At 38.0% G+C, this 11,577-nt stretch carries 16 protein-coding genes; 15 read left to right on the forward strand and 1 reads right to left on the reverse strand.

Annotated features, from left to right (window positions below):
* Positions 1 to 36 precede the first annotated feature (36 nt).
* The 15 genes from IBX42_RS09055 (at position 37) to IBX42_RS09125 (ending at position 9,755) form a co-directional block, all read left to right on the forward strand.
* A complete protein-coding gene (locus tag IBX42_RS09055; protein WP_294931981.1) occupies positions 37 to 381 on the forward strand; it encodes a type II toxin-antitoxin system RelE/ParE family toxin in 345 nt (114 codons plus the stop codon).
* The gene (locus IBX42_RS09060; protein WP_294931984.1) at positions 374 to 649 is read left to right on the forward strand and encodes a helix-turn-helix transcriptional regulator; all 276 of its coding nucleotides are present in this window, start codon (positions 374 to 376) and stop codon (positions 647 to 649) included. The genes IBX42_RS09055 and IBX42_RS09060 overlap by 8 nt, the downstream gene beginning before the upstream one ends.
* A gap of 33 nt (positions 650 to 682) precedes the next feature.
* Positions 683 to 1,213, forward strand: coding sequence for an O-acetyl-ADP-ribose deacetylase (locus IBX42_RS09065; protein WP_294931987.1), 531 nt, complete (start codon positions 683 to 685; stop codon positions 1,211 to 1,213).
* The gene (locus tag IBX42_RS09070) at positions 1,210 to 1,560 is read left to right on the forward strand and encodes a hypothetical protein (protein ID WP_294931990.1); all 351 of its coding nucleotides are present in this window, start codon (positions 1,210 to 1,212) and stop codon (positions 1,558 to 1,560) included. Before IBX42_RS09065 ends, IBX42_RS09070 begins: the two co-directional genes overlap by 4 nt.
* Before the next feature lie 15 nt (positions 1,561 to 1,575).
* On the forward strand, positions 1,576 to 2,052 hold the full coding sequence (locus IBX42_RS09075) for a Mut7-C RNAse domain-containing protein (protein WP_294931992.1): 477 nt from the start codon (positions 1,576 to 1,578) through the stop codon (positions 2,050 to 2,052).
* Between the two features lie 320 nt (positions 2,053 to 2,372).
* Entirely contained in the window at positions 2,373 to 2,591 is a 219-nt protein-coding gene (locus IBX42_RS09080; RefSeq protein WP_294931995.1) for a cold-shock protein, read from the forward strand.
* 189 nt (positions 2,592 to 2,780) lie between these two features.
* Positions 2,781 to 2,984 carry a hypothetical protein gene (locus tag IBX42_RS09085; RefSeq protein ID WP_294931998.1) on the forward strand — a complete coding sequence of 68 codons (204 nt, stop codon included), beginning with the start codon at positions 2,781 to 2,783 and terminating at the stop codon, positions 2,982 to 2,984.
* 74 nt (positions 2,985 to 3,058) lie between these two features.
* Positions 3,059 to 3,334 carry a CDGSH iron-sulfur domain-containing protein gene (locus IBX42_RS09090; protein WP_294932002.1) on the forward strand — a complete coding sequence of 92 codons (276 nt, stop codon included), beginning with the start codon at positions 3,059 to 3,061 and terminating at the stop codon, positions 3,332 to 3,334.
* A 163-nt stretch (positions 3,335 to 3,497) separates the two neighbouring features.
* Positions 3,498 to 4,709, forward strand: coding sequence for an EAL domain-containing protein (locus tag IBX42_RS09095; RefSeq protein ID WP_294932005.1), 1,212 nt, complete (start codon positions 3,498 to 3,500; stop codon positions 4,707 to 4,709).
* Positions 4,710 to 4,758: 49 nt separating this feature from the next.
* Positions 4,759 to 6,027, forward strand: coding sequence for a bifunctional phosphopantothenoylcysteine decarboxylase/phosphopantothenate--cysteine ligase CoaBC (gene coaBC, locus IBX42_RS09100; protein WP_294932008.1), 1,269 nt, complete (start codon positions 4,759 to 4,761; stop codon positions 6,025 to 6,027).
* Positions 6,024 to 6,701 (forward strand): polyprenyl diphosphate synthase, encoded by a 678-nt coding sequence (gene uppS / locus IBX42_RS09105; RefSeq protein ID WP_294932011.1) that lies wholly within the window; start codon positions 6,024 to 6,026, stop codon positions 6,699 to 6,701. The genes coaBC and uppS overlap by 4 nt, the downstream gene beginning before the upstream one ends.
* Positions 6,701 to 7,516 carry an A24 family peptidase gene (locus IBX42_RS09110; protein ID WP_294932014.1) on the forward strand — a complete coding sequence of 272 codons (816 nt, stop codon included), beginning with the start codon at positions 6,701 to 6,703 and terminating at the stop codon, positions 7,514 to 7,516. Before uppS ends, IBX42_RS09110 begins: the two co-directional genes overlap by 1 nt.
* A complete protein-coding gene (locus tag IBX42_RS09115; protein WP_294932017.1) occupies positions 7,516 to 8,535 on the forward strand; it encodes an LptF/LptG family permease in 1,020 nt (339 codons plus the stop codon). The genes IBX42_RS09110 and IBX42_RS09115 overlap by 1 nt, the downstream gene beginning before the upstream one ends.
* Complete coding sequence (gene truA, locus IBX42_RS09120) at positions 8,536 to 9,246, forward strand: tRNA pseudouridine(38-40) synthase TruA (protein ID WP_294932020.1); 711 nt, start codon at positions 8,536 to 8,538, stop codon at positions 9,244 to 9,246.
* 47 nt (positions 9,247 to 9,293) lie between these two features.
* Positions 9,294 to 9,755, forward strand: coding sequence for a globin (locus IBX42_RS09125; protein WP_294932023.1), 462 nt, complete (start codon positions 9,294 to 9,296; stop codon positions 9,753 to 9,755).
* Between the two features lie 3 nt (positions 9,756 to 9,758).
* Here IBX42_RS09125 and IBX42_RS09130 read toward each other — a convergent pair.
* On the reverse strand, positions 9,759 to 11,577 hold a 1,819-nt coding region (locus IBX42_RS09130), incomplete at its 5' end, for a diguanylate cyclase (RefSeq protein WP_294932025.1).

Here is an 11,577-nt window from a genome sequence, read left to right on the forward strand (position 1 = left end):
ATTGACAAAAGTTAACTTCTATGTTAACATATTGCTATGAAAGAAATTATCTTTTACAAGCTCAAATCAGGCAAAAGCCCGATTGAAGAGTTTTTAGACACTCTTTCTACAAAAGAAGCTCAAAAAGTTGTTTGGGTTTTACAGTTGATAGAAGAAGCGGACACGGTATCTACTAAATTCTATAAATACCTGAGTAGTTCGGGCGGTATTGTTGAAGTAAGAGTTCAACATGGAACAAACCACATAAGATTGCTAGGTTTTGAACTTAACGGAACTTTCGTTGTGCTCACAAACGCTTTTAGAAAAAAGGACCAAAAAGTTCCAAAACATGAGATAGTCTTAGCACAAAAGAGAAAAAAGGAGTATTTAAACAATGAGTGACTTAAAAAAATACATTGATAAAAGAAAAAAAGATGATGTTGCTTTTGCAAAAGATTTTGAGTCTGGATATGAAGAGTTTAAGATAGGTGAGATGCTAAAGCAAGCGAGAGTTGAGGTCGGGCTTACGCAAGAGGAGATAGCGCATAGGCTGCATACAAAGAAGTCTGCCATATCAAGAATAGAAAATCATGCACAGGACATTAAACTCTCGACTCTGCAGAACTTTGCGCACATTCTTGGCAAAGAGCTGAAAGTGGAACTTATATAACCCACTATTTGAAAGTAATGAAGATCAAATAAAATGAAAAACATAAACCTAAAAGTAGCAGATATAACACAAGAAGATGTATGCGCGGTGGTCAATGCGGCGAACAGTTCACTTCTTGGCGGTGGCGGAGTAGATGGTGCAATTCAGCGCGTGGGCGGAGAGCAGATACTTAGCGAGTGCAAAGAGCTGAGAGCCTCTCTGTATCCTGATGGATTGCCTACAGGAGAAGCCGTTGCGACAACTGCGGGAGAGATGAGAGCAAAATATGTAATCCATACTGTCGGTCCAGTTTATTCATCTTGTAAAAACCGTTGCAAAGAGCTTCTGGCGAACTGCTATATAAACTCACTAAAAACAGCTTCTGAACTAAAGTGCCACAGCATCTCGTTTCCTGCCATCTCTACGGGCATTTACGGTTATCCAAAAGATGAAGCTGCCAAGATTGCTTACAATGCGGTTAAGTATTTTTTAGATTCAGATGACACCATAGAGGTAAACTTTGTATTTTCTTCACAAGAAAGTTATAATATCTTTGTAGATGCTATAAAAGAGCTGAAAACTTGACAATAAAGGAAATCGGCACGATGGATGGAAAAATAGTGGTAACGTATAAAATACTATGCGATAATGATTTCGATCAAAAGATTTCACTTAAGGAACTGCTTAACAACGAAAAAGTAGCAAAAGCTATAAAATCAGAGTTTGCCAAGGGGCATCGCAATATTACGCTTAAATCCAAAGAAGAGGCAGCGCTCAGCATTGAAACTCTTAAAGAACTCCATACTGTCGAAGTCTCTAAAGACGACTTTGCAGATCTTTTGAGTTTGGCAGAAGATGATGCAAACAGCAAAAAACTTTTAAAAAAAGAGTGCTCCCGCGTAGAACTGGTTGATATTGAAACACACCTTTAAAGACCCAATGACCCCATGAAATTCATAGCTGACTGCCACCTAGGGAAAATCGCGAAGTATCTGCGGATATTTGGGTTTGACACACTTTACTTTCAGAGTATAGATGATGACGATATCATCGAGATCGCACAAAAAGAGGAGAGAGTTCTTCTTACTAGCGATAAGGTACTCTATGAGAGGATGAGGCATCATAATGCTTTGTATCTCGCACATGCAGGATTTGAGGAGCACTTAAGAGAGATATTTTACCACTACAAGCTTTTTGACAAGGTCAAGCCCCTGAGCATATGCATCAAATGTAACGGCGAACTTGAAGAGATTGATAAACTAGAGATTATAGATGAGCTTAAGGCAAAGACCAAAAAATATTTTGACACCTTTGCTAGATGCAAAGAGTGCGGCAGAGTCTACTGGCATGGCGACCACTACAAAAATATGCTCAAGTTTGTGGACGAATTCATCGCCAAATACAAGAAAGAGACGGAGTTTTAAAGCTATTACATTATTTCATGTTTTTAAACATACGTAAAATAGAAAACTATCAACCCCTCATACATCGCCTATTTCAGGGATAAAACCGATAATTCAAGTCGTAAAAAAATAGTAAATACAAAAGAAATAAGCTCCAGCTATATACATTTACTTTTTATTCAGTTATAATTCTGTCAATAAAAGATGATTCGAGTTGCATCTTTAGTCTGCTTTACATTGATGACCTAGTTAACAGTATAATCCGCTACTAAAAGAAAAGCTTCATATTAGATTTTAGACCACTTCAGCAATGAGGTGTATTCAAACACAAAGGTATTACAATGGCAGCATTAGTAAACGGTACGGTTAAATGGTTCAATGGTGAAAAAGGTTTCGGATTTATAGAGCAAGAAGATGGCGGTAAAGATGTATTCGTACACTTTCGTCAAATCAACAGCACTGGCTATGGTCGTGTTTCTCTAGACGAAGGTCAAAAGGTAACTTTTGAAATCGGTCAAGGCGAAAAAGGTCCACAAGCAGAAAACGTTACAGGTCTGTAATCTTTCTTTGAGCGGATTTATCCGCTCATAATTCATTCTAATTCCCCCACAACATCTCTATTTATCCAACTTTTCAAAACAATTTAAAGTCATTATAACTATATAATTTTCTTGCCGCAAATTCTAAAAAAAATAATACAATTCCACTCCAATATTATCACTTAAAACAAGAGGTCAACCGTGTACAAAATGATTAAAGCACCCCCGACAAAAGAGCAGATAGCAAACTTTAATATGAAAGTAGCTGAGGAAGATGACTATGTCGATTATGTAGTTGATTTAGAAACCCTAGGCGAAGAGGCAAAAAGAGAGCTTTGCTCTTTGTATAACATGAATGTTGAAGAGTTAAATCAAAAAGAGAAACTGCAACTTAGCGTCTCTTCTTCAGTATAACTATTCTCAATAGCCACCTTGACATTTTGATAATATCGTCACTATAATAGTACAGACCAATCAAAGGATATGTCATGTGTAAAGATGCAATCGTATTTCGCAATAGACCCGAAGGTGTGACTCTTGAAGCCGGAGTTACATATATGATCTGTACATGTGGAAGAAGCAAAGACGGTGTTTTTTGCGACGGAAACCACAAAGCAACAGAGTGTCTTCCCAAAGAAGTTAGCGTTGAGAAGACGAAGCAGTACCACATCTGCATGTGCAAAACAAGCGGCAATTTTCCTTTTTGTGACGGAACTCACAGCATTTACAGCGATAGTGAGGCTGGCAAAGCCGTCAAGATTTAAACAGGAGCAGCCTTTTGGCTACTCCTCTATAATATCAATGTAGTAATAATCTCTTTTTCATATAAACTATCATCTAGTAAATTTTTATGCTCGATTTGTATCAGCACTCCCTATTAAGATTTTTCGTGTAAAATATAAAATAAATAAAACAAGGAAGTTGCAAGTGAATATAATTAATATTTCCAAACAAAAGATATTTGACAACAAAAACCAACTCTTTGCTTATGAGCTAGTATTTAAAGACAGCTCCTTGGAACCTAGTGGCTTCTCTACAAAAATCAGAGAGACGGCGCAGCTTATTATCAGCTCTATAACTAGCAATGAACTTGACAAACTTCTAGGCTCTAAGGTCTTGGCTTTTGTAAACGTAGATGAGGAGTCTCTTCAAAAAGGGGTCTTGGATGTTTTAGACAAGGATAGATTTGTCCTTAATATTTTAGAAGATATTGATTTGAACGAAAAAATAATCGCAAAAATCATTCAGTACAAAAAACGAGGCTTCAAACTTTCGCTTGAACACTTTGACTCAAGTGCGGAGATGATAAAAAAATTCAACAGGCTTTTTAACTACATAGATATTATTAAGATGGACGTAGTGCTCTCTTTACATGAAAACCTTGAGAAGGTTATGGATAAGTTTAAAGGTAGCAGAATCAAACTTTTGGCACAAAATATAGAGACAAAAGAGGATTATCAAAAGTACTCAAAGATGGGGTTTGACTACTATCAGGGATACTATCTTGACAAGCCGGAAGTTATAGAGATTATTGGCTCAAAAGAGCCTGCGCAGTTTATAATATTGCAGCTTATTAAAATCATAAAAGACAACAACAGCACAGAGCAGCTTGAGTTTTTCATAAAAAAGCAACCTGATTTATCATACAAACTTGTACAGTTTTTTAACAACTCAAAAAAGTTCAATGTCAAAATAGAATCTTTAATGCAGGTAATTACTCTTATGGGAAGAGATAAACTGCTAAGATGGCTGCTTCTGTATCTATACTCGGAAGTCTCAAAAAATCCGGCATCCAAGACTATTCTGGCACTTGCTATAAAAAGAGCCGAAAAAATGGAAGCGGAAGCAGACCGCGTCAACAAAGACAAAGCCTATCTTGCCGGAATGTTCTCTCTGCTAAGCTCCATTTTTGAGACCGACATCAAAGAACTTATGAACCATATTCAGATGGATAAAGATATTACATCACTGGTTCTTGAGAAGAAAGGAATCTTCGCCCCTAGTCTTATAAAAGCTGAAAAGGAGGAGAAGGAGTATTTGCGCCAGATTATGCTTGAAAACTTCGATAAACTCCACACTACAGACCTTATTTACACCCTGGAGTACAGTGGAGTAGATATAGACAGAAGTAAGCTCTAACCAGCGCTTTTATGTTAAAATGGCGCCACTAATACTTATGAGGTAAACAATGTTCGTCCCATCAAATTTGCTAAAAGATAAAAAAATACTCTTAGGAGTTACAGGCTCCATTGCGGCTTACAAATCACTTGAGCTTGTGAGACTTCTTACCAAAGCTGGTGCAGAGGTTAAAGTCGTTATGAGCGAAGCGGCTAAAAAGTTTGTGGCTCCTCTTAGTTTTGAAGCTCTTGCCTCAAACCAAGTCCTAGATGATACTAATGAATCATGGGCGAACTCTCACAACCATATAAAAGCAGGCGAATGGGCGGACCTTTTTGTTATCGCTCCGGCAACGGCAAATACTATAGCAAAACTTGCAAATGCAATAGCCGACAATATGCTCTTGCAGTGCGCCCTAGCCTACTCGCATCTAAAAGTGATAGCACCCTCTGCAAACACAAATATGATAAACAACCCCATCACAAAGGGGAATCTCAAGATGCTGGCAATTGCCAACTATGAGATAATTGAGACGCAGACAAAAGAGCTTGCATGCAAAAGCGTGGGTGACGGTGCAATGGCCGAGCCGATGGAGATTTTTTGGCACTGCGCAAAGGCTCTTCTCAAAGAGGAGTTTTGGATTGACAGACGCGTTATAGTAACTGGAGGCGCAACTCTTGAGAAGATAGATGAAGTTCGCTATCTCTCAAACTTCTCAAGCGGAAAGATGGCTTCATCCCTTGCAACTGCACTTTACTGCCGAGGTGCAGACGTAAATCTTATAGCTACAAAACTTGATAAAGATCTGCCGCTGGAGCTCTACACTATCGAGGTAGAAAGTTCTGCAGAGATGTTGGAATATCTCACAGACTCCGTGCGCATAGCAAAAAAAGGGAAGCTCTCAAAAGCAACACTTATGAGGGAGGAGCAGATTCATCTTATCCAAAAAAAGCCCTACCTCTTTATGGCGGCGGCCGTGAGTGACTATGTTGCCGAGTATCCACAAGAAGGGAAGCTCAAAAAAGAGTCTCTCGGAGACGAGTGGGAGCTAAAACTCAAGAAGAATATTGATATTTTAAGCTCTATTGATAAAGACGGCATAACAACGGTAGGCTTCAAGGCTGAAATGGACGAGCAGCGCGCCATCGCAAACGCTCTAAAAATGATAGACTCCAAGGGAGTAGATGCAGTTTGCCTCAACATCCTAAAAGACTCCTCAAGTTTTGGAACCGATACTAATGAGATAGAGTTTATACTTGCTAACAAAAAAGAGTCGATCCCCAAGTCGGATAAACTGAGCGTATCGTTTCAAATTTTAGAGCACGCAAAAAAGATATGAATAAAGCAAGACATATAGCCATAATCATGGATGGCAACGGCAGATGGGCGGAGCTCAGAGAACAAAAAAGAGTTAAAGGGCATGAAGCCGGTGCAAAAGTGGTTAGAGCGATTACGGAGTTTTGTGCCAAAGATGAAGATATAGAGAGGTTGACACTCTATGCCTTTTCTACGGAAAACTGGAAAAGACCTCGTCTTGAAGTAGAGTTTTTGATGAAGCTTTTGCAAAAATATCTAGAGAGCGAGCTTGAAAACTATCTTCAAAACAATATTAGATTTGAGCCAATCGGAGATATAAGAGCATTTTCAAAATCTCTTCAAAAGACAATTAAAAATGTACAGGGCAAAACCGCGCACTGTGACGGTTTAGTTCAATCTTTAGCGCTCAATTACGGTGCTCATGACGAGATTTTAAGAGCACTAAACAGGATTAAAAATTCACAAGAAGAGATTACTGAAGCGATGCTCTCAAATGCGCTTGATTGTAAACACAACGTTGATTTTATTATCCGCACTGGCGGAGACCACAGACTATCTAATTTTCTGCTTTGGCAGGCGGCTTATGCGGAACTTTTTTTTACCGATACCCTCTGGCCGGATTTCACGGTAGATGAGCTTGAGAGAATCATAAAAGATTTTACAAAGATAGAGAGAAGATTTGGGGGAGTGAAATAGTGGAACTTTCAATCGCTTTTATACTGGGCGTACTGCTTGGTTCGTTTTTAAACGTTGTAATACTTAGAATCCCTCAGGATGAGAGTGTGGTCAAAGGTTTTTCACACTGCCCTACTTGTAGAAATACTCTCAAACCATGGCATAACATACCTCTTTTTTCATGGATATTTTTAAGAGGCAAATGCGCATATTGCGGTTCAAAAATATCACTGCAGTACCCACTTATAGAACTGCTCTCAGGCATGGTATTTTTAACTTTGGCTATGAAGTTCGGGCTTAGTTTTCCTGCTCTGCTCATCGGGTTTAGTTTTTTAACCCTTTTAGCGCTCTCAATGATAGATTTTAAGTACAAAATGATTCCAGACTCTTTAAATCTATTGGCTTTAATATTTGCAATATTTGGTGCTTGGAACATTAGCGGCATTGCACTAAATTTCCAAAACGCCCTGCTCTTTGCGGGTGGATTTACCCTGCTTAGATTTGCTCTCTCTTACCTTTTGACATCATCTGCTCATAGAGAGGCAAAAAAAACTCTAACATCGTGGAGCAAAAACTATCACACCTACCCTTTTATAGAGGCTATGGGAGAAGGCGATATTATGGTTGCAGCTACCATGGGAGCACTTCTTGGAGTGAAATTAACCCTGGTGGCTATTTTTCTCTCAGCACTATTAGCGCTTCCCGTTATGCTCTTTACATTAAAGATGTCAAAAGAGGAGCAGAGGGTTCCTTTTGTTCCGTTCTTAGCCATGGCAACATTTATAGTCCATATGTTTGATGCTCCGATTTTAAGATATATAGAGGTTACTTACTAATGAAAATATTGCAAAACTACATAAAACAGTCTCTCTCAATTCTATTTTTATCCATATTTCTACCTCTTTTCTCAATTGCATCGGTAGTATTTTTAATCAAGATGGCTACCTACACGGCGGTAATCCAGCTCTCTTTGTTTGAGATGAGTAAGCTTTTTTTCTTTATGCTGCCAGAACTTCTCTTCTATACCCTGCCAATCTCTTTTTTCATAGCAGCAACACTTGCTCTTTTTAAACTCTCAAACGACAATGAGATAGTCGTGCTCTTCGCGCTTGGAATCCGCCCAAAAGTGATCTTAAAAACACTCTTTTTGCCGGCTCTGTTTCTGTCAATAATTATGTTATTTAACTTTTTTGTTCTCTTTCCACATGCAAAAGTTCTCTCAAACAACTTTATCTCTTACAAAAAAAGCGAAGCAAAGTTCAATCTATCTGCATCGGAGTTTGGGCATAAGTTTGGAGAGTGGCTTCTCTACATCGGAAAAGATAATCAAAACGAGACCTACTCCGACGTTATTCTTTTTAATAAAAAACAGAATGAAGAGGTGCTTATAGGTGCTAAAAAAGCAGAGATTATAAACGATTCAGGCATCCTGCGCCTCAAGCTCACGGATGGAGAGGGGTATAGTTACTCAGAAGAGAAGTTTACTCAAATAGATTTTGAGACGATGTTTATAAACGATACGATGAAAACCCAACTTGATGCGTACCAAACACCCATGGAGTACTGGCTTCCAGAAAGTCCATCTATTAAAACGCAAAAAAAACTTGTGACAAATACCCTATTCTCCATATTTCCGATTTTAAGCCTCTTTCTTATTGCAAGCATAGGTATTGTCCATGTAAGGCACCAGAAGGGAAAGGTGTATCTCTTTTTATTTCTCTCCATAATTATTTATGATGCCCTTGCCGTAGCACTTCAGCTTGCACTATCACTTTACGCCCTTCCTGTGATGATTATAGGATGGCTTGCGGTTACCTATTTTATCTACAAAAAAAATATAGTATCCAAATTTTAAATGAGATGCGCTCTGGTTCTTGCCTATAACGGTAGAAATTTTTTGGGCTCACAAATGCAAAAAAGCTCAAAAAATACAATTTTAGGGCAGCTAGAACATGCTCTATCTAATTTAAATATTGAGTCAAAAATTACGGCAAGCGGAAGAACCGACAGAGGCGTTCATGCGACGGGACAGGTCTGCCACATTGACCTGCCTGCTTTTTGGAGTGATTTAGAGAAGCTTAAAAAAGCTCTCAACGAGATGCTTCCTCCCTCAATCTTAGTCAAATCAGTCAAAGCAGTTAATGATGATTTTCATGCACGCTACAGCGCTAAAAAGAGAGTATACAGATATATAATCAAAGAGTCTGGAAAAAATCCTTTTGAAGAGAGTTTTGTAACATTTTTAGGGAGCGTGGATTTTTCAAAGCTAGAGAAAAACATAAAACTTTTTCTCGGCAAGCACGACTTTAAGTACTTTATGAAAAGCGGCAGTGATGTCAAGAGCACACAAAGAGTTATTTACAAAGCTTTTGCATACAAGCATCACGGCTACATCATACTTCATTTTGAAGCAAACGGATTTTTAAGAAGCCAGATACGGCTGATGGTCGGGGCGCTTCTAGCTCTTGATGCAGATAAGATTAAAGAGCAACTTTCCTGTAAAAAAAACCATAAAATAAAACCCGCAAAAAGCAACGGTCTCTATCTGGCAAAAATTAAATATTAATAAACTTTTGCTACTATTTTGACAATTTTAAAGGATCGGGAAAAAAGATGAACTACGAAATAACAAAAGCAATCCAAGGCGAAGATGTAAAGTTCAAAAACCCTGATCCAGCTTTTTATGAAGAAGTTGGCTATGATGGGATGCAAGAACTTATGTATAAGTTTTATGACCGCATCTATGAGAGCAATATTGCACATTTTTTTCCTCAAGACCATGATGAGTTTGAAGAGGTAAAGAAAAAAAACACAAAATTTTTTATTCAGATATGCGGCGGTCCGTCAATCTATGATGAAGAGATGAAAGACAAAGACCTTGATCAATATATGATAGATATACATAAAAATTTCTCCATCTACGAAAAATCAAGAGATGAGTGGCTTGGCACGTTTAGAGAAGTATTGATGGAGCTGGATATTGATGAGAAGATTAAAGAGGACTTCTGGCAATATCTTGATAAATTTTCTAAACTAACCGTAAACAGATATCTAAAAGAGTCCGCTTACATATAGGTGTTATAATGCCTCAACCCTATTTCTTCCGTTCTCTTTTGCTTTTGCAAGTGCCTCATACCCTCTTTTCATAATCTCTTGAAGAGTGTCATCTGGCTGGGAGTCGGTTACCCCGAAACTTGCGGTGGCTTTACCAATGAAAAAGAACTTATTTCTCTCTACGAAACTTTGAAGATGCTCTGCAGCCGTAAATGCCTCATTTGCCTTTGTTTGCGGACAGATTATCAGATACTCGTTGTCACTCCATCTTCCAACCGTATCTAAATAACGTATATGGCGCATAAAAAGCTCTCCCATCTCTTTCATAACGGAGTTTCCTACTTCGTAACCGTGCGTATCGTTTATCCCCTTCATTCCATCGATGTTCGTGATTATAATGCTAAACCAGTAGTCATATCTTTTTGCTCTGTGGAGCTCGTTTGTAAGTATCTCTTCAAGCTTAGTTTTATTGTAGAGTTTTGTAATCTCGTCTTTAGTTGAAAACTTCTCACACTCTTTGTTTTTTTCGGCAAGCTCTCTCTCTTGTCTTGCAAGTTTACGTTGAAGTTTTTCGTTTAACTCTCTGAGTTCTTTTTTTGAGATATTGAGTTTACTTGCAACTTCATGCTCTTTTTGAACCTCAGATTCAAACTGTGACTCTTCATCTCTAATGCGTTCAACCATGGCAAATGAGATCATTAATATATTTAACACAATCAAAACGGCGTATACGTCATAAATAAAATCTCTATACTCAATAAAACCTAAAAGCATACCGATGAGCACCAAATTTCCGACTGATAAAAATAACCATGCAAGTAAAATATATCCGCTTCCTGAGATTTTATTTTTCATTGAAATAGCAGAAATTGATGCCAAAAATATAAAGTTTATTAGTGTAAAAACAAAAGTTGTGTAAGCGGCGATATCACTGCTGCCAACAACTCCAAATATACCAAGCAGCACCGAAAAAGCTACAAAAATCAACAGGTATTTGTCAGTTTTTGCAGATTGTTTATCAACTTTCAAAAAGTTTCTGCTAAGGAGCAGTGCCGTTAAAAAGTTAAATGCAACTATTGGGTAGTAAATATTTTCGTTAAATTTATAACTACTGTCCCATAAGAGCTGAAGATTATAGCCGTAGTATGTACCTACCAAAAAGAGTAGACCGACAAGATAGTAGAGATAGTAGAGATAGTTTTCATCTTTAAGCGTCATATAGTTTCTTAGGTTATACAAAAACAGAACCAGCACTATGCCGATTAGCGCGCCGTTTAACATGGCAATATATATAGTGCGCTCCTCCGCCTTCTGCGCGGAGTAGATTTTCGGTGCGAAAGCCATTTTGTCTACACCTTGCGCCTTGATATATAGTGCCGAACTTTGAAGTGGCTTCATCTCCAGAGGAACGAAAAAAGATCTTGCATTAATCTCTTGTGCGTTTGAGAGATTAAGCATATCAAACTCTCCATTTCCCTCTTTACTCTGTGTTCTTAAATATACTTCAGTTTTATTAAGCCATATAATCGGTATCTCCAACTTGCCAAAAAAAGTGCTATTGCTTGCATTTACAATGTTAAGTCTAAGCCATATTGCATCTTTTAGACCACTTGATACGACTGAAGTAGCAGTTGAGGGTTTAAAATTATCTCTAAATGTCTCTTGAGAAACATCTTCATAAGAGAAGTGATTTTGGTTATCTATAAATATCTCTGAAAACGGAGTGACGTCAACCTTTTGCGTCTTCTCATCTACCTTTAGCAAATCTGAAGCAGCGCTTTGGGCAAATAGTGCAAAAAATATAAAAAGAAAAGAGAGATTTTTTAAAGCTCTAAACATTAAC

Origin of the sequence: Sulfurimonas sp. (assembly GCF_014859695.1) — a bacterium.
Taxonomy (GTDB): domain Bacteria; phylum Campylobacterota; class Campylobacteria; order Campylobacterales; family Sulfurimonadaceae; genus Sulfurimonas.

What these genes read in the sequence shown, in the direction of transcription:
- IBX42_RS09055 (WP_294931981.1), top strand. Translation starts at nt 37, where the DNA reads ATGAAAGAAATTATCTTTTACAAGCTCAAATCAGGCAAAAGCCCGATT.
- IBX42_RS09115 (WP_294932017.1), top strand. Translation starts at nt 7,516, where the DNA reads ATGAAAATATTGCAAAACTACATAAAACAGTCTCTCTCAATTCTATTT.
- uppS (WP_294932011.1), top strand. Translation starts at nt 6,024, where the DNA reads ATGAATAAAGCAAGACATATAGCCATAATCATGGATGGCAACGGCAGA.
- IBX42_RS09125 (WP_294932023.1), top strand. Translation starts at nt 9,294, where the DNA reads ATGAACTACGAAATAACAAAAGCAATCCAAGGCGAAGATGTAAAGTTC.
- coaBC (WP_294932008.1), top strand. Translation starts at nt 4,759, where the DNA reads ATGTTCGTCCCATCAAATTTGCTAAAAGATAAAAAAATACTCTTAGGA.
- IBX42_RS09085 (WP_294931998.1), top strand. Translation starts at nt 2,781, where the DNA reads ATGATTAAAGCACCCCCGACAAAAGAGCAGATAGCAAACTTTAATATG.
- truA (WP_294932020.1), top strand. Translation starts at nt 8,536, where the DNA reads ATGAGATGCGCTCTGGTTCTTGCCTATAACGGTAGAAATTTTTTGGGC.
- IBX42_RS09090 (WP_294932002.1), top strand. Translation starts at nt 3,059, where the DNA reads ATGTGTAAAGATGCAATCGTATTTCGCAATAGACCCGAAGGTGTGACT.
- IBX42_RS09060 (WP_294931984.1), top strand. Translation starts at nt 374, where the DNA reads ATGAGTGACTTAAAAAAATACATTGATAAAAGAAAAAAAGATGATGTT.
- IBX42_RS09075 (WP_294931992.1), top strand. Translation starts at nt 1,576, where the DNA reads ATGAAATTCATAGCTGACTGCCACCTAGGGAAAATCGCGAAGTATCTG.
- IBX42_RS09065 (WP_294931987.1), top strand. Translation starts at nt 683, where the DNA reads ATGAAAAACATAAACCTAAAAGTAGCAGATATAACACAAGAAGATGTA.
- IBX42_RS09080 (WP_294931995.1), top strand. Translation starts at nt 2,373, where the DNA reads ATGGCAGCATTAGTAAACGGTACGGTTAAATGGTTCAATGGTGAAAAA.